The organism is Brevibacterium sp., from assembly GCF_022712115.1.
In the GTDB taxonomy this organism is placed as follows: Bacteria; Actinomycetota; Actinomycetes; order Actinomycetales; family Brevibacteriaceae; genus Brevibacterium; species Brevibacterium salitolerans.
On the sequence record NZ_JALAHB010000105.1, the window covers coordinates 1 to 25,202 of the forward strand.

At 71.3% G+C, this 25,202-nt stretch carries 20 protein-coding genes and 1 pseudogene; 6 read left to right on the plus strand and 15 right to left on the minus strand.

What is annotated here, in order from left to right; genetic code table 11:
- Window positions 1-204: 204 nt before the first annotated feature.
- From Q0A33_RS06345 to Q0A33_RS06375, 7 genes are all read right to left on the minus strand, one after another.
- The gene (locus Q0A33_RS06345) at window positions 205-1,917 is read right to left on the minus strand and encodes a hypothetical protein (protein ID WP_291794562.1); all 1,713 of its coding nucleotides are present in this window, start codon (window positions 1,915-1,917) and stop codon (window positions 205-207) included.
- The gene (locus tag Q0A33_RS06350; protein ID WP_291794564.1) at window positions 1,914-2,552 is read right to left on the minus strand and encodes a hypothetical protein; all 639 of its coding nucleotides are present in this window, start codon (window positions 2,550-2,552) and stop codon (window positions 1,914-1,916) included. Before Q0A33_RS06350 ends, Q0A33_RS06345 begins: the two co-directional genes overlap by 4 nt.
- Entirely contained in the window at window positions 2,536-3,171 is a 636-nt protein-coding gene (locus Q0A33_RS06355) for a hypothetical protein (RefSeq protein WP_291794565.1), read from the minus strand. Before Q0A33_RS06355 ends, Q0A33_RS06350 begins: the two co-directional genes overlap by 17 nt.
- Window positions 3,168-3,824 carry a hypothetical protein gene (locus Q0A33_RS06360; protein WP_291794567.1) on the minus strand — a complete coding sequence of 219 codons (657 nt, stop codon included), beginning with the start codon at window positions 3,822-3,824 and terminating at the stop codon, window positions 3,168-3,170. The genes Q0A33_RS06355 and Q0A33_RS06360 overlap by 4 nt, the downstream gene beginning before the upstream one ends.
- Window positions 3,821-4,396, minus strand: a complete 576-nt coding sequence (locus tag Q0A33_RS06365; protein WP_291794569.1) for a hypothetical protein — start codon at window positions 4,394-4,396, stop codon at window positions 3,821-3,823. The genes Q0A33_RS06360 and Q0A33_RS06365 overlap by 4 nt, the downstream gene beginning before the upstream one ends.
- A 29-nt stretch (window positions 4,397-4,425) precedes the next feature.
- The gene (locus tag Q0A33_RS06370) at window positions 4,426-5,139 is read right to left on the minus strand and encodes a hypothetical protein (protein WP_291794572.1); all 714 of its coding nucleotides are present in this window, start codon (window positions 5,137-5,139) and stop codon (window positions 4,426-4,428) included.
- Window positions 5,140-5,311: 172 nt separating this feature from the next.
- The gene (locus Q0A33_RS06375) at window positions 5,312-6,259 is read right to left on the minus strand and encodes an SDR family oxidoreductase (protein ID WP_291794574.1); all 948 of its coding nucleotides are present in this window, start codon (window positions 6,257-6,259) and stop codon (window positions 5,312-5,314) included.
- A gap of 129 nt (window positions 6,260-6,388) precedes the next feature.
- Here Q0A33_RS06375 and Q0A33_RS06380 point away from each other — a divergent pair.
- The 3 genes and pseudogenes from Q0A33_RS06380 to recQ form a co-directional block, all read left to right on the plus strand.
- Window positions 6,389-7,285 (plus strand): annotated as a pseudogene (locus Q0A33_RS06380) (transcriptional regulator); the annotation flags it as partial.
- A gap of 129 nt (window positions 7,286-7,414) precedes the next feature.
- Window positions 7,415-9,259 carry an NAD(P)/FAD-dependent oxidoreductase gene (locus Q0A33_RS06385; protein WP_291794616.1) on the plus strand — a complete coding sequence of 615 codons (1,845 nt, stop codon included), beginning with the start codon at window positions 7,415-7,417 and terminating at the stop codon, window positions 9,257-9,259.
- Window positions 9,260-9,301: 42 nt separating this feature from the next.
- Complete coding sequence (recQ, locus tag Q0A33_RS06390) at window positions 9,302-11,296, plus strand: DNA helicase RecQ (RefSeq protein ID WP_291794576.1); 1,995 nt, start codon at window positions 9,302-9,304, stop codon at window positions 11,294-11,296.
- A gap of 127 nt (window positions 11,297-11,423) precedes the next feature.
- Here the strand turns inward: recQ and Q0A33_RS06395 are convergent, their stop codons facing one another.
- From Q0A33_RS06395 to Q0A33_RS06430, 8 genes are all read right to left on the minus strand, one after another.
- A complete protein-coding gene (locus Q0A33_RS06395; RefSeq protein WP_291794578.1) occupies window positions 11,424-12,578 on the minus strand; it encodes an FAD-binding oxidoreductase in 1,155 nt (384 codons plus the stop codon).
- 134 nt (window positions 12,579-12,712) lie between these two features.
- Window positions 12,713-14,176, minus strand: a complete 1,464-nt coding sequence (locus tag Q0A33_RS06400) for an FAD-dependent oxidoreductase (protein WP_291794580.1) — start codon at window positions 14,174-14,176, stop codon at window positions 12,713-12,715.
- A gap of 77 nt (window positions 14,177-14,253) precedes the next feature.
- Window positions 14,254-15,138 (minus strand): ABC transporter permease, encoded by an 885-nt coding sequence (locus Q0A33_RS06405; protein ID WP_291794581.1) that lies wholly within the window; start codon window positions 15,136-15,138, stop codon window positions 14,254-14,256.
- The gene (locus tag Q0A33_RS06410; RefSeq protein WP_291794583.1) at window positions 15,135-16,064 is read right to left on the minus strand and encodes an ABC transporter permease; all 930 of its coding nucleotides are present in this window, start codon (window positions 16,062-16,064) and stop codon (window positions 15,135-15,137) included. The genes Q0A33_RS06405 and Q0A33_RS06410 overlap by 4 nt, the downstream gene beginning before the upstream one ends.
- A complete protein-coding gene (locus tag Q0A33_RS06415) occupies window positions 16,061-17,218 on the minus strand; it encodes a spermidine/putrescine ABC transporter substrate-binding protein (protein ID WP_291794585.1) in 1,158 nt (385 codons plus the stop codon). Before Q0A33_RS06415 ends, Q0A33_RS06410 begins: the two co-directional genes overlap by 4 nt.
- Entirely contained in the window at window positions 17,211-18,353 is a 1,143-nt protein-coding gene (locus tag Q0A33_RS06420; protein WP_291794587.1) for an ABC transporter ATP-binding protein, read from the minus strand. Before Q0A33_RS06420 ends, Q0A33_RS06415 begins: the two co-directional genes overlap by 8 nt.
- Window positions 18,350-20,053, minus strand: coding sequence for an amidohydrolase (locus Q0A33_RS06425; RefSeq protein WP_291794589.1), 1,704 nt, complete (start codon window positions 20,051-20,053; stop codon window positions 18,350-18,352). Before Q0A33_RS06425 ends, Q0A33_RS06420 begins: the two co-directional genes overlap by 4 nt.
- Window positions 20,050-21,531, minus strand: a complete 1,482-nt coding sequence (locus Q0A33_RS06430) for an aminobutyraldehyde dehydrogenase (RefSeq protein ID WP_291794618.1) — start codon at window positions 21,529-21,531, stop codon at window positions 20,050-20,052. The genes Q0A33_RS06425 and Q0A33_RS06430 overlap by 4 nt, the downstream gene beginning before the upstream one ends.
- A 267-nt stretch (window positions 21,532-21,798) precedes the next feature.
- Here Q0A33_RS06430 and Q0A33_RS06435 point away from each other — a divergent pair, with 267 nt between their 5' ends.
- Genes Q0A33_RS06435 through Q0A33_RS06445 form a run of 3 tightly spaced genes read left to right on the plus strand, consistent with a single transcriptional unit; the run spans window position 21,799 to window position 25,169 of the window.
- Complete coding sequence (locus Q0A33_RS06435) at window positions 21,799-22,359, plus strand: Lrp/AsnC family transcriptional regulator (protein ID WP_291794590.1); 561 nt, start codon at window positions 21,799-21,801, stop codon at window positions 22,357-22,359.
- Window positions 22,356-23,756 carry an aspartate aminotransferase family protein gene (locus Q0A33_RS06440; protein ID WP_291794593.1) on the plus strand — a complete coding sequence of 467 codons (1,401 nt, stop codon included), beginning with the start codon at window positions 22,356-22,358 and terminating at the stop codon, window positions 23,754-23,756. The genes Q0A33_RS06435 and Q0A33_RS06440 overlap by 4 nt, the downstream gene beginning before the upstream one ends.
- 33 nt (window positions 23,757-23,789) lie before the next feature.
- A complete protein-coding gene (locus Q0A33_RS06445; RefSeq protein ID WP_291794595.1) occupies window positions 23,790-25,169 on the plus strand; it encodes an aldehyde dehydrogenase family protein in 1,380 nt (459 codons plus the stop codon).
- The last annotated feature ends 33 nt before the right edge of the window (window positions 25,170-25,202 follow it).

A 25,202-nucleotide genomic window follows, 5' to 3' on the forward strand; every position in this document is an offset into this window, starting at 1 on the left:
CTCCATCGACCCGGACACCAGGACGGAGGGTCGGATTCGGAGGACGGCGGCGAGGACGAAGAGGACGACGCAGAGCACGCCGGCGACCGCGCCGGTGGTGAGCAGGACTGAGCGGATGATGCCGAGGATGCGCATGGGGACCTCCGGGGCCGGTGCGATTCGTGTGGGGGACGGGCCGGGGCGTGGGCTGCGGTGAGTGGGGTCTCAGCTCCGCACGAGCACCGTGGGAGTGGCGGCTCCCGTGATCGGGGTGCCGAACGGATGGGCGTCGGCGGCCTCGGTGTGGCGGTAGATCCTGTAGCCGCGCAGTGAGGGGGAGGCGGGGACTCTGCACTGGGAGAACAGGTGGCCGCCGGCCGTGCCGGCTCCCCAGGCGTAGGTGCGGCCGTCCGCGAGCCGGGCCCATGCCGCGCACTGGGTGAGGGCGATGTGCTCCACCCGGACGTCGCGGGGCACTCCGGACACGGCCAGCGGCTCGAGGACCGTCGTCCGGTCCGAGGGTGCCGCGTCGTTCGCGCAGTCCGTCCTGCTGACCGTCCCTCCGGCGGTCTGTGCCCCCACCGCCTGGCAGACGTTGTTCGCGCCCCAGCCGTAGACGCGTCCGTCCCTGCCCAGTGCGAGCACGGAGCTCACCCCCGCCGCGACCGCGTCGTACCGGCGGTCGCCGCTTACAGGAGCAGGCCGGTCCGCGGGAGCGTCGGAACGGTCCGGACGCCCCAGGAACTGCCGGCCCCAGGCACTCTTCGTCGTCCACGTGAGGAGCTCGCCGTCCTGGGTGAGGAGCCGTGCGGCGCCAGCGCTGAATCCCAGCTGGCGGACCGGGCACCGGCCGGAGTCGACGGCCTCGGCGCCCAGCACTCCGTCACACGCGTCCAGGGAGCGGGTGCGCATGTGCGCGACGATGTCCGCGTACCGCTCGTGCCGGGCGCTCTCGGAGGTCAGCGCGTCCTCGGCGTAGACGAGGCCGTCCGCGGTCGTGTAGAGCTCCGGATACCGCTGGAAGAGCGCGCGATTGGCTCCTTCGTTGAGCGCTGGGCAGCGGGTGCTCACGGCGGGGGAGCCGGTGCCGTCGGAGTTGTCGAACCCCCACGTGTAGACGAGCCCGTTGCGGGCCACCGCGCCCGCGGCGTTGGGACCGCTCCACACGGAATGCCAGTGCACCTCGCCCAGGCTGTTCCCGCCGTCGGCAGCGCAGCCGCTCCCCGAGGGAACGGCGGTGGTGCGCTGCGCGGGGAACGGGAGGGGTGCGTCCCCGGCACCGGCGGGAGCGGGCAGGTTCTCCCCGCCGTATCCCCACGCCCACAGGATCCCGGCGCGGTCGAGAGCGAGGAACTGGTTCTCGATCCGGGCGATCCGCGCGATGGCGGGGAGCTCGCCGCCACCGGCGGTGCGCGTCACCCTTCCCGCGGAGCGGCTGGCGGCGACGGAGATGTCACCGCGCCCTATCAGCTGCGGGCCCGCCGGAGACCTGTACGTCATGCCCCAGGTCCAGACTCCGCCGTCGTCGTCGAGCGCCATGAAGGACGTCGTCTGCGTGTGGGGAGTGTGGAAGTCGTTGGTGGAGCCCGCCGCGTCGACGATGCGGACGCCCCGGGGCAGATCCACTCGGGTGGGATCCGTGCGCGGGCCGGGCACCGCGCCGTTGCCGTCACCGGTGCTGCGGAGTCCGCCCACATAGAGGTCCCCGCTCGGGGTGAGGAAGACGGCAGCCGCCGCGGACTGGTCGTAGGCGACCGGGGCGGCGTCGGGTCCTGCGGACGTCCGCAGCGACACGGACCCGTAGGTGGGATCGGTGAAGCCCGCCGTGGTGAGGGTGCTGCCGAGGCCGGTGGCCCCCGCCGTCGCTGCGAGACAGAGCAGGAGCAGGGCGGCGAGGGTCCGCTGCCGGCTGTGACCCGTGCGGATGCTGGTGCTCATGTGTGGGAGGTTCCTTCGAGTGAGAGGTCGATCGTCCAGGAGGCGTGCGAGAGGCGACGGAGGTCCGCGTCGTCCGTGAGGGTGAGGCGGACGGTGAGGACGGCAGAGGACCGGCTCCCGCCGGAGAAGTGCTCGCCGGCCGCCTGCGCGGCTCCCGTCCGGGGAGCGAGCTCCGGCGGAGCCACGGAGATCTCCTGCCGCAGGTCGGGAGAGTCCTCCGGATCCGCGGGGTCACCGGTGAGGACCGTGGCCGTGCCGTCCTGTGTGTGGGAGACCGCCAGGCGGAGATGGCCCAGGAGAGCCGCCTCCGGGCCGGTCGCCTTCACCCGGAGGACGGGGGCGAATGCCGGCCCGGGGCTGTTGTTGGCGATGCGGACGGGGAGCTCGAGGGTGGTGCCGGGCATCAGCTCCGCGGTCGAGGTCCGGGTGAGGGGCTGCCCGGGCGCACGCGTGAGCGCCGCGATCGCCCCCTCGTCGTCCAGCACCGCGATCTCGAAACGGCTGGAGAGCTCCGTCCGGAGGCGCGCGGCATCGGTGAATGCGGCACTCACCAGCACGGCGAGGACCAGGCACGCCGCGAGGAGTGCGCCCGTGAGAGGGAGAGCGAACCGTGTGCGCTCATGCCGGCGTGTCATCGGGGCCCTCCTCCTGCGGCCGCTCCGTCTGTGCGGCGCGGTACAGACGTATGCCGGCGAGGATGAGCGCGAGTGCGACGAGGAGCGCCGTGAGCACGCCGGCGGCCCCTGTGCGGGGCAGGTGCCCTCCGTCCGGAGGTCCGAACGCGCCGTCGTCCTCCGGAGCCGCCTGGGAGAGGAACCGGAAGCGGAGCACCGCGGAGGTGCCGCGGTACTCGTCCCCGGCCTGCAGGGGGCGCCGCGCGCGGGCGCGGACAGTCGTCCAGCCCTGGGACGGGGTGGCCGCGACGGTGATCGGAGAGCCGCGGAGCTGTGCGGCAGTGCCTTCTGCCAGCATCTCGCCGTCGTCGTCCTCCAGCGTGAGGATCAGCCCACCGGGGCCGTCCAGTGCGGCACCGGTCGCGGAGACGAGGACGAGGTCGAATGCGGACGCCCGGGCCGACGATGCGCGCACTCCCATCTGCCAGTCCACGCTGTGCCCCGGCGCCGGAACCGTCAGCGAGATCTGCTCGCCCCGGGTCTCCAGGGCGGGCCGGGCCTCGGCGGCGGTGGAGGGGAGCACGCCGCAGAGGCAGGCGGTCAGCACGGCGAGAAGGACTGCCCGTGGAGCTAGCCTCATGCCCAGGCTCCTTCTATCCGGACCGGCTCCTCCGGTGCCTGCGTCTCCCCGCTCACGCGAATGAGGACGTCGAGGCCGGCATTGCGGGCGGAGGCGGGGGCGTCGGCCGCGAGCCAGAAGCTGAGACTCAGCTCGGTCTCCTCGTCCGGTTCCAGACCGCGGAGGAGCACGAGCCCCTCCGGGTGTGACGCGAACCAGGATCCCGAGACCGTGGTGCCGTCCGGCACCGGTGTGCCTCCCTCCGCCTGGGCGGCAATGCGCAGGTGCTCCAGGATCTCGTCCGGCTCGACCTCCTCCAGCGCCACCGAGACCTCGACCGCTGCGGCCGAGGAACGGCTGATCACGGGGAAGCTCACCACCGCGGTGGCCGCACCGGGGGAGCCGTCCGCTCCGGCAGGAGCCGCGGCCCTGCCGTTGGAGCTCAGGGCGCTGGGGGCATCCGGTGCGGCGAACTGGCCCTCCGGCTGTGCGATGTCCACCTCGCCCGAGGCCGAGACGGCGGTCGAGAACCCCGCCGTGAAGGCGGAATCGGCCGGGGCAGCCGCGGCGAGCGCCCCCAGGAGGGTCGCTGCGGCGGCGAGAGCCGCTGTGGCCGCGGTGAGGCCGTGTGCGGTGCCGGCCGTCCGGACCGTGCGGTCCCGTGGCTTCGTCATCGTGATTCTCCTTCCAGGGTGACGAGCACTCCCGTGGGTGCCGCGGTCGTCTCCGCTCCGTCCGGCAGGTCCACCCGGAGCCGGAGACGGCGGACCTCACCGGGTTCCAGTGCGCGACTGCTGCAGCCCCGTGAGGCGGACTCCGTGTGCGGGCCGATGGTGATGAGAGGGCCGTGGGCGTCCGTGAGGCGCACCCGCGAGCCCGCCCAGTCCGTTCGCGCGCTCCCACCCGCTGCTCGAGGGGCGAGCTCCGCGCACAGCCGGGCGCCGATGTCAGGCGGCGAGCTTCTCACCGCGAGGGTGTAGACGTTCTCGGATCCGGACGTCCACGGATTCGCGTCGTCGGCGGCGCTGAGCGTGATCGGCACGGGATTGCCCTGCTGCCAGTCGTCCGCGCGCGGTGACCAGCCGGACGCGGCCCCCGCAGCCGCCTGCAGGTCGAAGCCAGCGTCCTCGCGCAGCTCGACGACGACGTCCGCGGACACGAGGCCGAGTCCCGCGGTGAGGAGCGCGCACGCGCCGGCCAGCAGGCCGAGGGAGAGGACGGGGCGGGTGCGCTGGATGCGGAGCACGGGCTCCTCGGGCGCGCCCGAGGAGCGCATCACCTGCTGGAGCCGTCGAAGCGGACCTGGATCGCGGTGCCCCCTCCGTTCGCGGCGTTCGTGGCCTCCTGGTCCGCGCCGTCCGCCAGGGAGATGCGCAGGACGACGACCCGGCCGCTCTCCGGTGCGAGGTCGCCCAGCTTCACGGTGGAGGTGCTGCCGGAGGCGCCGAGCACACCGCTGCCCACCGGCTTCCACTGGGCGGGGGCGGAGGAGGCGTCGTCGACCTCCGCATAGGAGAACCGGAGCAGCCCGGTGTAGGCGCGGTCCGCCGCAGACGGGTTCTCGGTGGTGTTCTCGAGCGTGAGCGAGAGGGTGGAGTCGAGCTTCTCCGAGGCGTTGCGCACGGGGAGCCTCACCGTCAGCGGGCCGCCGCCCGGCGACAGGGAGTCGGAGCCGGGGATGGTCACCGCCTCGGCATCGGGGTTCGCCTCCACCCAGCGGGCCACGGAGCCCACGGCGGGCTCCTGCCCGGTCGAGACCTGGATGTTGTAGCCGTTGGACTCACCGCCCAGTCCGCCTGCGCCCAGATCCAGCAGGGCGAAGTCCGTGAATGCGGCTGCGGTGGCGAGCGCGCCGATCCCCAGGAGCACACCGCCTCCCACGAAGAGGCGCCTGCGTCCGTTCCGGTGCTCCTTCTCCTCCGCAGGCCCGGAGGCGGTGGGGCCGAGGCCGTCGGTGGGGACTGTGGTCGTTGCGGGAGTGTCGCTCATGGTCAGTGCTCCTCACTGGGTGTGCGCCGGGCCGTCCGGCGCACACCCAGAGTGGGAGGCGGGATGAGCGGATGAGTGTGCCCTCAGCGGCGAGGGCGGCGCAGTGAGGTCGCGGAGCGGCCGGAATGAGTGTGCGCACGGCGGCCGGCGTGCGCATCGCATCACCGTGTGCTCAGCGGTGGTCGTCGACCTCCGGCTCGGCGCCCTGGGCGGATTCCAGCGCCTCGATGAACGACCAGGAGTCCGGCAGCGAGCCGTCCGCGTCCGTGAGGCCGTAGTGCCGTCCCAGCTCGAACGAGCTCACCGACTGCGTGTTCCACCGGTGCCGGTCCGGGTCCGAGGCGAGTGCCCGGACGCCGCGGGCCAGCAGGGCGGGCGTCTCCGAGATCGCGAACGCGTACGGCGGGAGGGCGTCCTCGCGGCCCCTATTGGCCTCGGCCGCGGCCCGCCACGTCTCCTCCGTGACGCCGAAGTGCTCGAGCATCATCTCCGACCGCAGCCAGCCCGGGGTCACGGAGACCGCCGTCCCGCCGTACGGGGCCAGCTCGTGCCCCTGCGCGTAGGCGAGTCGGTCCACCGCGGTCTTCGTCACGTCGAGGAACACGGTCGAGCGGAAGTGCGCTGCGTTGTACGCGCGCGTGCCGTCCGTCACCTCGACGACGAGGCCGCCCCGGTGCCGGACCAGCAGGCCGAGAGCGGCGTGGCTGGTGAGGAGGTGGGTCAGGAATCCGGTCTCGAACAGCCGCATGCCCTCGTCCCAGTCGTACTCCCACAGGGGCGTGTCGAACTCCACGTAGGCCTCGCCGCCGATGTCGTTGACGAGTACGTCCAGGTGTCCGTGAGCGGCGTCGATCCGCTCGATCAGCGTCCGCACCTGCGCACGGTCCCGGTGGTCGACCGTCACGGCGTGGGCGGTGCCGCCGTCCGCGCGGATGAGCTCCGCCGTCTCCGCCACGGTCTCCGGGCGCCCGTAGTCGGAGGGCGCGGCTGTGGTCGAGCGGCCGGTGCAGTACACCTCCGCTCCGCCCGCGGCCAGCTCCCGTGCGATGGCTCGGCCCGCGCCGCGGGTGGCGCCCGTCACCAGTGCGATCCTGCCGTGGAGTGGAGTCGTCTCCGTCATCGTCCTGTCCTCTCGTCCTCTCCGGCGGGTGTGCCGGGTATGAGCCACTCTCACAGGAGTTGACGACATCCGCTGTCGTGAATGCGGGATAGTGTGACGCGCATGACCGCTTCGAGGCTGCTCGGGATGATGCTGGAGCTCACGCGCGTGCCCGCCACCAGCGTGGAGAGGCTGGCCCGGAGGTTCGAGGTCTCCGCACGGACGGTGCAGCGTGACCTCGCCGCGCTGCGGGAGCTGGGTGTCCCGCTGTGGACGCGCACCGGGCCGGCCGGCGGTGTGGGCGTGGTCGACGGCTGGCGCTCGCCCGTCCTCGGGATGACCGGTCCGGAGGTGCAGGCGCTGCTCCTGGGGGAGGCCGGTGCCCGGGACCTGGGGCTGGGAGAGGCCCATCTCACGGCGCAGCTGAAGTTCGGGGCCGCGGCTCCCGGCGGCGATCCCTCCGTGCGGGAGAGGTTCCTGCTCGACAGCGAGGGGTGGTTCTCCTCCGTGGAGAGGCCGGCGGCCCTGCTCGAGGTGGCGGAGGCGGTGCGGACGGGACGGCGCGTGCGCCTGCGGTACGCCCGGTACGGCGGCGACCCCGCGGAGGGTGCGCCGAGGCTGCTCGATCCGCTCGGCCTCGTGCGCAAGGCCGGTGCGTGGTATCTCGTCGCCGCCGGCACAGGACGGGTGCGCACGTATCGGGTCTCGCGGATGAGCGACGTCGTGGTGTGTGAGGACGGGGCAGCCCGGCCGCCGGGATTCTCCCTCGCGGAGTACTGGCAGCGGGCCTCGGCGGAGTTCGAGGCCTCGGTCCTCGTGTGTGACGTGCACCTGCGGATCCCGGAGGGCTCCGTCGCGGCGCTGCTGGCGACGGTGCCGGGCCCGGCCACGGCGCAGGCCGTGGACGCGGCAGTGCGCGAGGACGGGTGCCTGAGCCTCCGGCTGCGGATGGAGAGGGAGGACATCGCCGTCGGGCAGCTGCTGGCCGTGCCGGGAGCCGAGGTCCGCAGCCCCGCCTCCCTCCGCCGTGCGCTGCACGCGCGGGCCCGTGCGATCGCGGCGGCGAACGTCCCGCCCGCAGCGTCTGGCCGGGCGCGTGCAACGACGGTGCAACCTCTCCGGGAAGAGACTGTGTCCTGCGTCATGGACGGACGTCGAGGACACGAAGGAGTGGACATGACCGAGACGGTGACAGCGCACACACAGGACACGCAGACCCACGCGCCGGGCCCGGATGAGCGGGTGGAGACGTGGCTGAGCGCACTGGACGAGGCGCTCACCGCCGGTGACGCGGATGCCGCGGCGGAGCTCTTCGAGGAGGACGGGTACTGGCGGGACTTCGTCGCCTTCACCTGGAACCTGCGCACGCTGGAGGGCCGCGAGGAGATCAGGCAGATGCTGCGTGCACAGCTGGCGCACGTCGCTCCCTCCGGATGGCGGCTGGACGAACCGGCGACGGAGGCGGACGGCGTGACCGAGGCGTGGATCCGGTTCGAGACGGGCGTCTCCCGCGGCTGGGGGCACCTCCGTCTGCGGGAGGGCAGAGCGTGGACGCTGCTCACCACCATGCAGGAGCTCAAGGGGTTCGAGGAGAAGAAGGGGAGCGCCCGGGAGAAGGGCGTGGACCACGTCATCGAACGCGGCAGGAAGACCTGGCTGGAGCGGAAGCAGGAGCATCAGGCGCGGTTCGGCTACGAGGAGCAGCCCTACGTCGTGATCGTCGGCGGCGGGCAGGGCGGGATCGGACTCGCCGCTCGCCTCAAGCGGCAGGGCGTGCCCGCACTCGTCGTCGAACGCAATGAGCGGGCCGGGGACTCCTGGCGCAACCGCTACAAGTCGCTCCACCTGCACGACCCGGTCTGGTACGACCACCTGCCCTACCTCCCCTTCCCCGACGACTGGCCCGTCTTCGCGGCGAAGGACCGGATCGGCGACTGGCTGGAGCACTACACGGCACTCATGGAGCTGGACTACTGGTCCGGGACGGAGTGCCTGGGCGCGGAGTTCGACGAGGCCGCCGGCACCTGGCGGGTGCGCGTGGACCGCCGCGGTGAGGCGGTGGAGCTCAGGCCCACCCACCTCGTCTTCGCGCTGGGGGTCTCCGGCTATCCGAACATCCCGGAGTTCGAGGGCGCGGAGAGCTTCGAGGGTGAGCAGACGCACTCCTCGGCCTTCACCGGGGAGGGCGAGTACGAGGGCCGGCGCGCCGTGGTGATCGGCTCGAACAACTCCGCCCATGACATCTGTGCCGCACTCTGGGAGAAGGGCGCAGAGGTGACGATGGTGCAGCGTTCGTCCACGCACATCTCCCGGAGCGAATCCCTCATGTCGCTCGCGCTGGGTCCGCTGTACTCGGAGGAGGCGCTGGCGAACGGGATCACGACCGAGAAGGCGGACATGCTCTTCGCCTCATGGCCGTACCGGCTCCTGCCGGGGGTGCAGATCCCGGTCTACGAACAGATGGCGGAGCAGGACGCGGAGTTCTACCGGCAGCTGGAGGAGGCGGGATTCGAGCTCGACATGGGCGAGGACGGCTCCGGGCTGTTCCTCAAGTACCTGCGCCGCGGCTCCGGCTACTACATCGACGTCGGTGCCAGCCAGCTCGTCATCGACGGCCGCATCGCACTCGCCCGCGGACAGGTGACGAGGATCGAGCCGGACGCGGTCGTGGTGGACGACGGCAGCGCGGAGGGCAGGCGGCTGCCGGCCGACCTCATCGTCTACGCGACCGGCTACGGATCGATGAACCAGTGGCTGCGGGACCTCGTCTCCCCGGAGATCGCGGACCGGGTGGGGAAGGTCTGGGGCTTCGGTTCGGACACCGCCAAGGATCCCGGCCCCTGGGAGGGGGAGCTGCGGAACATGTGGAAGCCCACCGCTGTGGACCAGCTCTGGATCCACGGCGGCAATCTCCACCAGTCCAGGCACTACTCCCGCTACCTCGCGCTGCAGCTCAAGGCGCGCCTCGAGGGCCTCGACACCCCGGTCTACGGACAGCAGGAGGTGCACCACACGAGCTGAGGGGCGGTGGGCCGTGTCCCGCCCACGCCGTAGGCTGAGGGCATGGATCACCAGGACCTCGCCGCACCCGTCCAGCCTCCCGCCGCATCTGCGCCGGAGGCGGCGTCGCAGGCGCTCGAGGTCCTCTCCCGCGTCTTCGGCTACGAGTCCTTCCGCGGCAACCAGCAGGCGATCATCGAGCACGTGACCGGCGGGGGAGACGCCGTGGTGCTCATGCCCACCGGCGGCGGCAAGTCGCTGTGCTACCAGATCCCGGCGCTCCTGCGACCCGGGACCGGGATCGTGGTCTCCCCGCTCATCGCGCTCATGGCGGATCAGGTCGCCGCCCTGGAGGCGGTGGGGATCCGGGCTGCGTACCTCAACTCCACACTGGAACCCCACGAGGCCGCGGCCGTGGAGCAGCAGCTGCTGGCGGGTGAGCTGGACCTCCTCTACATGGCACCGGAGCGCCTCGTCCTGCCGCGCACGCGCGATCTCCTCCAGCGCGCGCCGCTGGCGCTGTTCGCCATCGACGAGGCGCACTGCGTCTCCCAGTGGGGCCACGACTTCCGGCCGGACTACATGGGGCTCGCCGTCCTCGCCGGCGAGTTCCCCTCCGTTCCGCGCATGGCGCTCACCGCCACCGCCACCCGCGCCACGCACGAGGAGATGACCCAGCGGTTGCGCATGGAGCGGGCGGAGCACTTCGTCTCCAGCTTCGACCGGCCCAACATCCAGTACCGGATCACGCCCAAGGACCGGCCGCGGGACCAGCTGCTGACGCTCATCCGCACGGAGCACGAGGGGGAGGCGGGCATCGTCTACTGCCTCTCCCGCAGGAGCGTCGAGCAGACGGCCGAGTGGCTCGCCGCCCGCGGTGTGCCGGCGCTGCCGTATCACGCGGGCCTCGACGCCGCGGTGCGCCACCGGCACCAGGAGCGCTTCCTCCGCGAGGACGGCCTCGTGATGGTGGCGACGATCGCGTTCGGCATGGGCATCGACAAGCCGGACGTCCGCTTCGTCGCCCATCTGGACCTGCCCAAGAGCATCGAGGGCTACTACCAGGAGACGGGGCGCGCGGGCCGTGACGGCCAGCCCTCGACGGCCTGGATGGCCTTCGGGCTGCAGGACGTCGTGAACCAGCGCCGGTTCATCGACGCTTCGGAGGGCGACGACGCCTTCAAGCGCAACGCGCGCAGCCATCTCGACGCCATGCTCGCGCTGTGCGAGACGGTGACCTGCCGGCGCGTGCAGCTGCTGCGGTACTTCGGCCAGGACTCGCAGCCCTGCGGCAACTGCGACACGTGCCTGCACCCGCCCGTTACCTGGGACGGGACGGTCGCCGCGCAGAAGCTGCTGTCCGCGATCATCCGGCTGGACCGGGAGCGCGAACAGAGGTTCGGCGCCGGCCAGGTGATCGACGTGCTGCTGGGCAGGGAGAGCGAGCGCTCCACCCGGTCGCGGCACCAGGAGCTCAGCGTCTGGGGGATCGGCCAGGAGCTCAGCGACCGGCAGTGGCGCACCGTGACGCGCCAGCTCGCCGCGCGCGGGATCGTGGAGGCCGTGGGGGAGTACGGGGTGCTGGTGCCCGGCAGCGAGTCCGGACCGGTGCTGCGCGGCGAGGTCACGGTGGAGCTCGCGGAGGACCGTGCTCCGGTGCAGGGCCGCGCCCGAGGCGGCTCCTCCTCGGGTGCGGGCGGCTCCTCCGGCGCCGGCAGGGCTCGGGCGGCAGACGGGCTGGAGCCCGCGCAGAAGGAGGTCTTCGAGGCCCTGCGCGCGTGGCGGACCTCCGTGGCCAAGGAGAAGCAGATCCCGCCCTACATGGTCTTCTCCGACGCCACCCTGGTGGGCATCGTCGAGGCCCGGCCGGCGAGCACCGGGCAGCTGGGGACCGTGAGCGGTGTGGGTGCGAAGAAGCTGGCGGAGTACGGCGACGCGATCCTGGAGGTGCTTACCGAGGTGGACTCGCCTGCCGCGCAGGAGGGCAGTGCGGAGACGCGGCGGGTCCTGCCGGTGTTCGGTCCCGGCAGAAGCGCCCCCGGCGGACGCGAGGAGTGAACGCGGAGGGGCCGCGCCGTGATGACGGCGGCGGCCTGCCGGTCGCGACGGTTCTGCTCGACATCGCCGAACGCGGGGGTCTGGGCCGCGCTCACGTCCACGTGGCGAACTGAGCGGGCGGCTCTCCTCACACGATCGTGAGCTCGCGGCGCAGGTCCGCCTCCGCGCCGTGGAACCGGTCCGCGCTCAGGCCGCGCACGTCCACGAAGGGCTCCGTCCCCAGCACCAGGTCGCGCATCACCTCGCCCACGGCAGGCCCCTGGAGGAAGCCGTGGCCGGAGAACCCCGCGGCGTAGTAGAACCCCTGCGCCTCCGCCGCCGCGCCGATGAGCGCATTGTGGTCCGGGGTGCACTCGTAGAGCCCCGCCCATCCGCTGCGCACCTGCACATCGGCCAGCGCCGGCGCACGGTGCTCGAGGAACGTGCCCAGGTGCTCCAGCCAGCCGGGGTCACGCCGCTGGTCGAAGGTGCGCCGGTCTTCCGCCTCCGGTGCTCCCATCAGGAGCCCGGTGCCCTCCGCGTGGAAGTAGAACGAGGTGGAGAAGTCGATGGTGAACGGCAGCGACCGCACGTCGAAGCCCACCGGCTCCGTCACGACGATCTGCCGGCGCAGGGGCGTGATGGGCAGCTGGACTCCCGCCGTCCGTGCGAACTCCGGCGACCACACCCCGGCTGCGCAGACCACGGCGGGGGTGCGGACGGTTCCGCGTGAGGTCTCCACGGCCTCGACCTCCCCGCCGGACATGCGCACCCCGGTGGCTTCCGTGTGCGTGAGGATGCGCGCTCGCGCATTCCGGGCCGCCGCGGCGAAGGCCGCCACCGCGGATTCCGGCGTGCAGTGGCCGTCGTGCGGATTGAACGCCGCGGCGACGAGCCCCTCCGTGCTGATGTGGGGGTTGAGCGCCTGCGCCTGCGCGGGCGTGAGCATGCGGGAGTCCTGCCCCAGCGAGTTCTGCAGGGCGACGTCGCGTTCGAACCGGGCTGCGTCCTCCTCCGTGCTCAGCAGGAAGAGATAGCCGGAGCGCACGAGGTCGATCTCCTGCCCCGTCTGTGCGGTGATCCGAGCGAAGGCCTCCAGGCTCCGCGCGCCCAGCAGGATGTTCGTCTCGTCCGAGAACTGCGTCCGCAGTCCGCCCGCCGCCCTGCTCGTGGAACCCGAAGCCAGCTCGCCCCGCTCCACGAGGACCACGGAGCGGCCGGCCTCGGCCAGCCGGTGCGCCGTGCACACCCCTGCGATTCCGCCGCCCACCACCACGACGTCCGCCCTGTCCGGAAACTCCATCGTCCCCTCCTCAGCCCGCCTGCGGATCGGCCTGCCTGCGACCGGTGCATGCGGCCAGTCTGGTGGCCTGATCGCCCGTGCACAAGGGAGGCGGCGGGAACGGGTCAGGACCGGCCGGGCCGCGCCCGGCCGGGTCAGGAGTCGAATCCCACCCCGAACGCATCGAGGACCCTGAGGAGGGGACCGCGGCGCCCGGAGTTCTCGTCCGCGCGGATGAGCGCCTTGGTGGTGAGTGTGATCCCGGCCCAGGCGAAGGGCTCCGGCGGGAAGGGAAGCGGAGTCCTGCGCACCATCTCCAGCTCGGTGAGCTCCGTGGTCTCCCCGGACAGGAGGTCGAGCATCACCCGTGCTCCGAACCGGCTGGCTCCCACGCCCAGACCGGTGTACCCGGCGGAATAGGCGACCCTCCCGCCGTAGGCCGTCGAGAAGAACGGGAAGAAGCGGGTGCAGGTGTCGATCGCGCCGCCCCATTTGTGGGTGAACCGCAGGCCGGCGAGCTGGGGGAACGTCTCGAAGAACTGACGGGCGAGCGTCTCGAAGGTCTCCGGCCGCTGATCGTACTTCCACGAGACCTGACGGCCGTAGTGATAGACGGCGTCCCATCCGCCCCAGAGGATCCTGTCGTCGGCTGTGAGGCGGAAGTAGTGGAAGCGATTGGCGGAGTCGGAGAGCCCCTCACGGCCCTTCCAGCCGATCGCCTCCAGCTGCGCCGCACTCAGCGGCTCCGTCATGAGGGCGTAGTCGTACACGGGCACGGTGTGGAAGCGCGTGCGCGCCAGCAGTGAGGGGAAGACATTGGTGCCCAGTGCCACGTGTGCGGCCCGGACCTCCCCGGCATCCGTGCGGGCCAGGACGCGGCGGCCCGGCCCGGACGCACCGCGCGGCGCCCACCCCAGGTCCCGCACGACCGTGTGCTCGTACACCTCGACGCCCAGCTCGCGGATGACGCGGAGCAGTCCCCAGCACAGCTTCGCGGGATGGATCATCGCCGCGACGCGGGGTTCCCACAGCCCGCCCAGGTAGGAGGGCGAATCGATGTGCGCGCGCAGCTCCTCGCGGTCCAGCCAGTGCGCGCCGCCGGCAGGATCGTGGCCGGCCCGCAGGTTCTCGGCCTGATACCGCTCCGTCGCGACGTTGATGACCCCGGTCCGCTCGAACTCACAGTCGATCCCGTAGCGGCGCACCGCGTCCTCGATCGCGTCGAGGTTCTCCATGCCCAGCTCCGCGAGCCGGGCGTTCTCCTGCGGCAGGTGCTTCTCACCGTTCTCATGGCCGTGCGTGAGGCTCGCCTCGCAGAAGCCGCCGTTGCGTCCGGAGGCGGCCCAGCCCACGGTGCCTCCCTCGAGGAGCACCACCCGGCGCTCCGGATCCGCCTCCTTGGCCAGCAGCGCCGTCCAGAGTCCCACGAACCCGCCGCCGACCACCAGCAGATCCGTGTCGATCTCACCGTGGAGCGGGGGCAGCGGTGCCGGCCTGGCCGGGTCGTCCAGCCAGAAGGGGACGGTGGACGCACCTGCGAGGGAGGCGGAGATCTCCGCCGCCGAGGCCGGGGCTCCCGCCGCTGCGGGCGCCGGACTGCTGGAAGAAGCTGAGGTCATGGTTCCTGCCTTGTGGAAGGGGAGTGGGGTTGTGCGCGAGGCGGGCGGAACCCGCTCGCACCGGCCGTCCGGAGCGTTCAGCTGCCGGCCATGGTCTTGACGATCCCGGTTGCGGAGTCGCCGGAGCGTTTGAGGACGAGCGCCACGACCGCCAGGGCGACGAGCGTGAGCAGCAGCATGATGGTGGACATCGCCGCGACCTCTGGCCGGAGTGCCACGCGCACGGAGGCGAAGATGTACACCGGCCACGGTGTGTAGCCCGGCTGCTGGACGAAGCTGGACAGGATCGTGTTGTCGAGGCTGAGGGTGAAGGACATGAGCGCGCCGGCGAGGATGCCCGGCCCCGCGATGGGCAGGGTGACGGTGCGGAAGGCCTCGAACCTCCCCGCGCCCAGGTCTGCGGCGGCCTCCTCGAGTGAGGCGTCCACCCCGGCCATCCGTGCGCGGATGATGAAGGTGACGACGGCGACGGAGAACATGGCGTGGGCGACGATCAGCCGGACGAGGCCGTTGTTGAACGGGCCCAGTCCCGCGTCCACCCCCAGCGTCACGAACCAGGGGAGGAACGCGATGCCGTCCACGATCTCCGGGGTGATGAGCGTGAGCGCGAGGAGGCCCATGAGTCCTCCGGCCCACCACGTCCCGCGCCGCGCCCGGGCGAGCGCGATCCCGCCCAGAGTCCCCAGCAGCGTGGAGAGGAGCGCCGCACCCACCGCCGCCTGGAGCGAGGTCACGACGGAGGAGACGATGACGCTGCTGTTGACGGCGTTCACATAGGCGCCGAACCCGAACCCGTCCCAGCTCGCCAGCACCCTGCCGGAGTTGAAGGAGTAGACGACGATGACGGCGATGGGAGCGAAGAGGAAGAGGAAGACGAGCGCGCCCCAGGCGGAGAACAGTCCGTTGCGCAGCCCCGTCCGCTTCCTGCCGCGCATCTTCTGCGGTGCGCCCGTGCTGCTCATGACCGTGCTCCTTCCATGACTGCCGCCTCAGAGGTGTCGATCCGCACCCGCACTGCGCGGTCGAAGACCCGGCGTCCGGCCCACAGCAGCAGCCCGGCGGCCGCCGCCACGGCGAGGGTGACGAGGATGAGGGAGACTGCCATCGCAGATCCCAGTGCCCAGTTCTGCGCGGTGTTGAACTGGTTGGCGATGATCTGGCCGATCATCGTGCCGCTGGCGCCTCCCAGCACGTTCGCGGTGACGTAGTCGCCGGTGAGTGGGATGAAGACCAGCATGCAGCCGGAGATCATCCCCGGCATCGCCAGCGGCATCGTCACCCGGAAGAAGGTGGAGAAGCGGCCGGCGCCGAGGTCGTAGCTGGCCTCGCGCAGATGCCTGCCCGCCGCGTCCATGCCCACGAACAGCGGCAGGATCATGAGCGGCAGGTAGTTGTAGACCACGCCGATCTGCACGGCGGTGCGGGTGTAGAGGATGTCCAGCGGGCCGCCCAGCAGGCCCAGGGCCTGGCCCCACTCGGAGAGGAAGCCGTCCGGGGAGAGCATGATCTGCCAGCCCAGGGTGCGGACGAGGAAGTTCGTCCAGAACGGCACCATGACGAGCATGAGGAGCAGTCCTCGCCGTTCGGGCGGGACCTTCACGGCCAGCCAGTAGGTGAAGGGCACGGAGATGAGCAGGCACAGGAGCGTGCCGACGATCGAGATGCGCAGCGTGGCCAGGAGCGTGGAGAGGACGGAGCCGGTGAAGACCTCCCCGTAGCGGTCCAGGCTCAGCCGGTCCGTGGCGACGGTGGTGAACTCGTCCGGTTTGTAGCCGAAGCTGTAGAAGAGCACGAGTGCCACCGGCACCACGAAGAAGAACAGGGCGTAGCCCCAGGTGGGGAACGACAGCGCTCCCGGCCCCAGGACGCGTGCGGCGACTCGTCTCATGCTCCGCTCCTCGTCTGCGCATCTGTGAGGATCTCCACCCGGCGCTGCATCCCCTCGTTCATCTCCGAGGCCACGAGCCGGTCCAGCACGTGCTGCTCGGGGAAGATGATCTCCGCCAGCTCGAACCCGTCCTCGATCCCCGGCTCCGCGAACGCCGTGGAGCCGGTGGAGTAGCCGATGTAGTCCGTCTCCGCCAGTGCCTGCTCCGGCCCGATGATCCAGTCGATGAAGGCGTGTGCGGCGTCCGGGTTCTGGGCGCCCGTGGCGATGCACCAGGTGTCCATCCAGAGATTGGCGGACGGTGTGGGGAACACGAACCTCCAGCGCTCCGGGTCGTCGGCCTCGAGCATTCCCTGCCGGGCGTCGCCGTTGAATGCCTGCATGAGCGCGAAGCTTCCCTGCGCCATCGCCGTGTTGGCGTTGCCCATGTAGGCGCGGACGTGCGGAGCGAGCCGGTCGACGACGATCTCCGCCGCCTCGTCGAGCTCCGCGGGCTCCACCGTGTTGAGGTCGTGACCCAGCGCGGCGAGCGCGATCGAGCACACCTCCCAGGCGTCCTCGAGCAGCATGGTGGCACCGGAGGCCTCCCCGGCGGCGAGGTCGATGAAGTCCTGCCAGCTCTGAGGGTCGCCGCTGATCCGGTGTGCGTCGTACACGAACCCGGTGGTGCCCCAGGCCTTGCACACCGAGTGCACGTTGCCGGGGTCGAAGGTCTGGTCCATGAACGCGGGATCCATGGTCGCGAGGTTGGGCAGGAGGGAATGGTCGAGCCTCTGCAGCAGACCGTGCTCGACCATCGTGGGGATGTAGATGCCGGTGGGCACCACGATGTCGTAGCCGGACGTCCCGCGGGAGGCGGCCAGCTTGGCCATCATCTCCTCGTTGGAGCCGAAGGCGTCCACCTGGAGCCGGACGTCGTTGTCCGCGGACCACGCCTCGAGCAGCTCCGGCGGATCGTAGTCTCCCCAGGAGTACACGTTGAGCCGTGATTCCAGCTGCCCGTCGGGTGCCGGGCTCTCCGCCATGCCCCTCTGCCCGCAGGAGGCCAGCAGGCTGAGTCCCGCAGCACCCATGCCCGCGAGCACGGTCCTGCGGCTGAGTCTGCCGATCGTGTCGTGTCCGGCGAGGACGCGGACCGGATTCCGCTCACTCATGGCTGAACACCTGCACAGCTGCCGCCTCCCAGGTGAGCACCACGTCATCGCCCTCGTGTACGTCCGGGGCCGTCGACGTGCGCACGCGGGAGAGCAGCTCGTGGCCGTCCGCGGCGCGGACGAGGTACTGGACGACATCGCCCAGGAAGGACTCTCCCACCACGCGTCCGGCCACGGCGTTGACTCCGCCCGGGGCATCCTCCGCGGCCGGACGGATGCCCATGCTCTCCGGACGGATGGCCGCGCGCACCTGTGTCCCGGCGGTGAATCCCGCGGCGGTCGCCCGGAGGTCGCAGCGCGGCCCCCGCAGCAGGAGACCGTCCGCGTCCGCCTCCACCACCTCGGCGTCCACGAAGTTCTGCTTGCCGATGAAGCCGGCGACGAATGCGTTGGCGGGACTGCCGTAGACCTCCTCCGCGCTGCCCACCTGCTGGATGCGGCCCTCACTCATCACCACGATCCGGTCGCTCATCGCGAGCGCCTCCTCCTGGTCGTGGGTGACGAAGACGAAGGTGAGCCCGAGGTCTGTGTGGAGGCGGATGAGCTCCAGCTGCATCTCCTCGCGCAGCTTGCGGTCCAGCGCGCTCATCGGTTCGTCGAGGAGGAGGACGCGGGGGCGGTTGACGAGGGCGCGGGCGAGCGCCACGCGCTGCTGCTGCCCGCCGGAGAGCATGTCCGGCTTCCGGTCCGCGAAGCGGCGCATCTGCACGAGGTCGAGCGCCTCCGCCACTCGCGGGGCGAGGTCCCTGCGCGGAACCTTGGCGCGCTTGAGTCCGTAGGCCACGTTCTCCGCCACGGTGTAGTGGGGGAAGAGCGCATAGGACTGGAACACCGTGTTGACCGGCCTGCGGAACGGCGGGAGCCCGGTGAGGTCCTCGCCGTCCAGGGCGATCGCGCCAGAGGTGGGATCCTCGAAGCCGCCGATCATCCGCAGCAGCGTCGTCTTCCCGCAGCCGGAGGGGCCGAGCAGGGAGAGGAACTCCCCGGCGCGGATGTCGAGGTCGACGCGGTCGATCGCCGTGTGCTCACCGAAGCGCTTGTGCACCGCGGAGAGCCGGAGCGCACCGCCGGTCGCGGAGCCGCCGGCGCCCGTTCCGCCCGCCGTCTGCGCGGGGGTCTGCTGTCGAGCTGTCACTGTGTGGTCCTTCCGGAAGGGGCGGCGTGCACCAGGCGGCCGCCTGCGACGGTGAGGAGGTTGCGGACCGTGTGGATCTGCGCCCGGGCGAGTGCGAAGGGGTCGGCCGAGGCCAGGGCGAGGTCCGCGGGTGCGCCGACTGCCAGCCTGCCCGCCGTGCGGGTGCGGCCGAGGTGTGCGGACCCCGTCGTGTAGGCCCGCAGGGCACAGGTGAGGTCGAGGGCCTGATCCGGGCCCAGCGGCTCCGGACGGGCGCCCGTGGGGTGGGTGCGGTTGACGGCGACGTGGATCGCCTGCCAGGGATCCGGCGTGCTCACGGGCCAGTCGGAACCCATCGCGAGGTGGGCACCGTCGCGCTGCAGATCGCCGAACGGGTACTGCCAGCGGCTGCGCTCGCCGCCCAGCACCGGCAGGTTGAGCTCCACCATCTGTTCGTCGAAGTGCGCCCAGAGCGCCTGCAGGTTCGCAGACACACCCAGCTGCGCGAACCGCGGCACGTCAGTCGGGTCCACGACCTGGACGTGGGCGATGTGGTGGCGGTGATCCGCAGCGGCGTCCCCGCCGCTCCGTGCGCGCAGGGTCGCGAAGGCATCGAGTGCATCCCGCACTGCGCGGTCGCCTATCGCATGGCAGTGGATGTCGAAGCCCGCCCGCTGCACCGCGGCGAAGGCCTCCTCGAGGTGCGCCGGACTGAAGTAGCGGGTGCCGGTGGTCGCCTCCGCCACGCCGGTGACCTGCTCGCAGCGGCAGTAGGGAGCGCTCATCGCCGCGGTCTGCGATTCGACGATCCCGTCGAGCATCAGCTTCACATTCGTGGTCCGCAGCCGTTCCCGGTCGAACCGGTGCCCGGCGAGCTCCTGCACGGCGGCCTCCGGATCGTGCACGTCACGCGGCCACCACAGCGAGCAGGTGACCTCCATCGTGAGGGTGCCTGCCGCCTCGGCGCGCAGATAGACGGGCAGGGCGTCGGACATGCCGCCGTACTCGCCCACGATCGCGTCGTTCCAGCCGGTGACGCCCAGTGCATGCAGGCGGCGCTGAGCCTCCGTCAGAGCTGCGTCGAGCTCCGCGTCGGCCGGTGCCGGCAGGTGTGCGCTCACGAGGTCCATGGCGGATTCGTGGAGCGTGCCCACCGGCTCCCCGTCCCCGTCGCGCTCGATCACACCGCCGGGCGGCGCGGGCGTGTCGCGGCCGATCCCGGCCAGCCGCAGAGCCGCCGTGTTCACCCAGGCGGAGTGGTGGTCGGCATTGATGAGGTACACGGGGCGTGTGCCTGTGGGGTCCAGCGCGTCGAGCTCCGCGGCGGTGGGAACCCCGCCGGGGAAGTCGGACATCCTCCAGCCGCCGCCCGTGAGCCAGCCGGAGCCGGCCGACAGCGCGCGGCGCACTGCCTCAAGCGTCTCCGCCCGGCCGTCGCAGCCGGTGAGATCGAGGGACAGAGCCTCCACCCCGGCGGCGACGGGATGCGCGTGGGCGTCCACGAAGCCGGGGGTCACGAGTCCGCCCGCGGCCTCCACGACAGGGGCGCCCGGGACGGGTGACAGCCCGCTGCCGATCCCGGTGACCACCCCGTCCTCGACGGTGACGGTGTCCGCCGACGTGCGCGTGCGGCCGTCGAACACGCGCGCGCCGCGGATCGTGAACGAGGTGCGCTCGCCGCGCTGTGCGAGCGGAGCCAGAGCTGCCAGGCCTGTGCTCATGCGGAGAACACCGCCGACTGCCAGGCGCGGACGGGGCCCTCCGTCCGGTCGATGAGCACGTGCTTGATCTGCGTGTACTCCTCGAAGGAGTAGTGCGACATGTCCTTGCCGAAGCCGGAGGCCTTGAAGCCGCCGTGGGGCATCTCGGACATGATCGGGATGTGCTCGTTCACCCACACCGTCCCGGCCTCGATCTCGTCGGCGGCGCGCAGCGCACGGTTGGTCGAGGTGGTCCATGCGCTCGCCGCCAGCCCGTAGGGGGTGTCGTTCGCCAGCTCGATCGCCTCGTCGTCCTTCTCGAACGGGACGGCGACGAGGACGGGGCCGAACACCTCCTCCCGCCAGATCTCGGAGTCCCGGCCGACCCCGGTGAGGAGGGTGGGGGAGTAGAAGGCGGTGGGTGCCGAGGCGGTGCCCGCCGCGGGCTCCGGGATCCCGCCTCCGGTGACGACAGTGGCTCCCTCGGCCCGGGCACGGTCCACGAAGCCGGCCACGCGGTCCCGGTGCCCCGTGCTGATGAGCGCTCCCATGTCCGTGGCGAGATCGGAGGGGTCGCCCACGCGCACGCTCTCCATGAGCGCGCCGACCCGGGAGGTGAACGCCTCGAACAGGGAGGAGTGGACGATCGCACGGGTGGCGGCGGTGCAGTCCTGCCCGCCGTTGATGAGGGAGCCCGCCACGGCGCCGCGGGCCGCGGCCTCCACGTCCGCATCCGCGAACACCACCAGCGGCGCCTTGCCGCCCAGCTCCAGGTGGACGCGGGAGCCCTTGGCGCTCGCGAGCTCCATCACTCTCCGGCCCACCCGTGTGGAACCCGTGAAGGAGGACATGACGACGTCCGGGTGGGAGACGAGCGCCTCGCCGCACTCCGGCCCGTCTCCGGCGAGGACGTTGAGGACACCGGGCGGGAAGCCGGCCTCGGCGGCGGTCTGCGCGAGCAGGAGAGAGGTGCCCGGAGTCATCTCCGAGGTCTTGAGCACGATCGTGTTCCCCGCCGCCACGGCGGGGAGGACCTTCCACGCCGCCATCTGGAGCGGATAGTTCCACGGTGCGATGGAGCCCACGACGCCCAGCGACTCGCGCCGGATCATCGAGGTGGCGCCGTCCCAGTAGGTGGAGGCCGCCAGGCCGTGGAGCTGCCGGGCGGCGCCGGCGAAGAAGCGGACGTTGTCGATGCTGCCGGGGACGTCGAACTCCTGTGCCAGTCGCAGAGACTTGCCGGTCTGCCGGGATTCGAGCGCGGCGAGCTCGCCGGCGCGTGCGGCCAGGCCGTCCGCGAGCGCGAGCAGGAGGTCCGCGCGCTCCGCGGGCGTGCGGCGCCTCCAGGCCGGGTAGGCGCGGCGGGCCGCTGCCACGGCCGCGTCCACGTCTGCGGCGGAGGCGAGCGCGTAGGTGCCCAACACCTCTCCGGTGGCGGGGCCCACGAGGGTGTGGGTGCGGCCAGTGCCGCTCGTGCGCTGCCCGTCGATGAACTGCATGGGCTGCATCTCTCTCCTGGTGTGTGCGAGGGGGTGTGTCCGGATGCGGTGAGTGCGGCGGTGCACCGCTCCGCGTGTGACCGCTGACACGTTCGAGTGGCCACACGCTAACACGTGCAGGCCGGACAGAGAAGAGGAATCCGAAGCAGATCTTTGGTGAAACGATTGGATCCGCAGAAGTTTGACCTTGCAAAGGCGGAATCAGTGGGTGATAGTGGATCGTGAGCAGCGAGCGGCCGCTGGGTCGCCGGAGAGGAGACCTCGACGATGACCGAACACGGCGAGTCCGCACGGGGAGAGGCGGAGAGCCCGTCCGCAGAACGGGGACGCCGGGGCGCCGGATGGGACCGCGGCCACGCGGACGCCCGTCTGCGCAGCCACGACCTCCAGCTGGACGAGCGGTCGAAGGCGATCATCGAGGCGCTGCAGCACGACGGCCGGCGCTCCTACGCGGACATCGCGAAGGAGGTGGGCCTCTCCGAGGCCGCTGTGCGGCAGCGGGTGGCGAAGCTGGTGGAGAACGGGACGATGCAGATCGTCGCCGTCACCAACCCCATGCAGCTGGGCTTCCAGCGGCAGGCGATGCTGGGCCTCCAGGTCACCGGCGACCTCGCTCCGCTCGCGGATGAGATCTGCGGGATGGAGCAGGTGGACTACGTCGTCGCAGCCGCCGGCACCTACGACCTCCTCGTCGAGGTGGTCTGTGAGGACGACGAGGAGCTCCTCGCGCTGCTGGGCCGCATCCGGACGCTTCCGCAGGTGCTCCGGACGGAGGTCATGACCTATCTGAAGCTGTGGGATCAGCGCTACAACTGGGGGACACGATGAGCAAGGCAACGACGGACGCTGCAGGCAGGACGGGGGACGCTCTGCAGGCCGGGATCCGGGACCACCTGTGGATGCACATGGCGGGCCACCGCCACCTCTACGAGGGCGGGCGCACGCCCGTCATCACCCACGGCGAGGGCCACCACATCTTCGACGACCAGGGCCGGAGGATCATCGACGGCCTGGCGGGTCTCTTCGTGGTCCAGGTGGGACACGGGCGGGAGGAGCTGGCCCAGGCGTCCTACGAGCAGGCGAAGAAGCTGGGATTCATGCCGCTGTGGTCCTATGCGCACGAGCCGGCGATCGAGCTGGCGGAGCGGCTCGCAGGCTATGCGCCCGGCGATCTCAACCGCGTGTTCTTCACCTCCGGCGGAGGCGACTCCGTGGAGAGCGCGTTCAAGCTCGCCAAGAACTACTTCAAGCTCCAGGGCAAGGGAGAGAAGCACAAGGTGATCTCCCGTGCCACCGCCTACCACGGCACGCCGCACGGAGCGCTCACGGTCACGAGCCTGCCGGGACTGCGCAACCAGTTCGGCCCGCTGGTGCCCGGCGGGCACAAAGTCCCCAACACCAACTTCTACAGGGCGGACGAACGCTTCGCGGGTGACGAGAAGGCATTCGGCAGGTGGGCCGCGGACCGGATCGCGGAGGCCATCGAGTTCGAGGGCGCGGATTCCGTGGCGGCGGTCTTCCTCGAGCCGGTGCAGAACTCCGGCGGCTGCTTCCCGCCGCCCCCGGGATACTTCGAGCGGGTGCGCGAGATCTGCGACGAGTACGATGTGCTGCTCGTCTCCGACGAGACCATCTGCGCATTCGGACGGGTGGGGTCGATGTTCGCCTGCACCGACTTCGACTACGTGCCGGACATCATCACGTGTGCCAAGGGCATCACCTCCGGCTACGCCCCGCTGGGAGCGATGATCGCCTCGGACCGCCTGTTCGAGCCCTTCGGCCGCGGCGGGGAGACCTTCTACCACGGCTACACCTTCGGCGGGCATCCCGTGGCGTGCGCAGTGGCGCTGAAGAACCTCGACATCTTCGAGCGCGAGGGCCTCAATCAGCACGTCCATGCGAACGCCGGCGCCTTCCGCCGCACGCTGGAGAGGCTGCACGACCTGCCGATCGTGGGCGATGTGCGCGGAGCCGGGTACTTCTACGGGATCGAGCTGGTCAAGGACAAGGAGACGAAGGAGACGTTCACGGCCGAGGAGTCGGAGCGGGTGCTCAAGGGATTCGTCTCCGAGGCGCTCTACGAGAACGGCCTGTACTGCCGCGCCGACGATCGCGGAGACCCGGTCATCCAGCTCTCCCCGCCGCTCACGGTGGGACAGACGGAGTTCGACGAGATGGAGGCCGTCCTGCGCACCGTGCTCACGCAGGCGTGGGACCGGATCTGAGGGAACGCACAGCAGAACGGGAGAGGAATCGGCATGAATGAGACGGGATACCGCGTCCAGAACCCCGCCACCGGGGAGGTCGTGGAGCGATTCGAGACGCTCACGGACGAGGCGCTCGAGGCGGTCCTCGAGGCCGCGGCCCGCGCACAGAGGAGCTGGGCGGAGACGCCCATCGAGGACCGCGCGGCGCTGGTGAGGAGAGTCGCCGCGCTGTTCGAGGAGCGGAAGGAGGAGCTCGCGGCGATCATCGGTGAGGAGATGGGCAAGCGGGTGACGGAGGGCCGCGAGGAGGCGGAGTTCTCCTCGGAGATCTTCGGGTACTACGCAGACAACGGCCCGTCGTTCGCCGCGGACCAGCCGGTGGAGACTGCGAGCGGGACGGCCGTCATCGAACGCAGGCCCGTGGGTATGGTCCTCGGCATCATGCCGTGGAACTTCCCATACTACCAGGTGGCTCGCTTCGCAGCCCCCAATCTGGTGCTGGGCAACGGGATCGTCCTCAAGCACGCGGAGATCTGTCCGCGCTCAGCACTCGCGATCGCGCAGATCATGGCTGACGCCGGGCTGCCGGAAGGCGTGTACTCCACCATCTTCGCCTCTCACCAGCAGGTCTCCGAGATCATCGCGGACCGGCGGATCGCCGGCGTCTCCCTCACCGGTTCGGAGAGGGCCGGGGCGCAGGTGGCGGCACAGGCCGGAGCCGCGCTGAAGAAGGCGGTGCTCGAGCTGGGCGGTTCCGATCCCTACGTCGTGCTGGACGCGGACGACGTGGCCGCAGCCGCAGAGCTCGCCTGGGGCACGCGGATGTACAACACCGGTCAGGCCTGCAACTCGAACAAGCGCCTCATCGTCATGGACGACATCTACGACGAGTTCGTGGAAGCGCTGGTGGGCCAGGCACAGGCGATGCGGCCGGGGCAGTGGTCCGATGAGGACGCACAGGTCTACCAGCCCCTGTCCTCGCGTGCGGCGGCCGTGCGGCTGCGGGAGCAGCTGGAGCGGATCGAGGCGGCGGGCGGAACGGTGCGCACGGGCGGTGAACTCGCCGCCGGAGACGGTGCCTACGTGTCCCCGGCCGTCGTCACGGACATCCCGGTGGGATCGGAGGTCTACTACGAAGAGCTGTTTGGCCCGGTGGCCGCGGTGTTCCGGGTCTCCAGCGACGAAGAGGCCCTCGGACTCGCCAACGACACCCAGTACGGCCTCGGCGGTACGGTGTTCTCCGCGGACGAGGAGCGCGCCAGGCGGGTGGCCTCCCGCCTGGAGGTGGGCATGGCGAACGTGAACACTCCCGCCGGCGAAGGCGCGGAGCTGCCCTTCGGCGGGGTGAAGAACTCCGGCTACGGGCGGGAGCTGGGGCCGGTGGGCATGGACGAGTTCGTCAACAAGCGGCTCTTCTACGTCGAGGGATGAGCCCGGCGTCGGCGCCGCGGACGCACTGCGGGG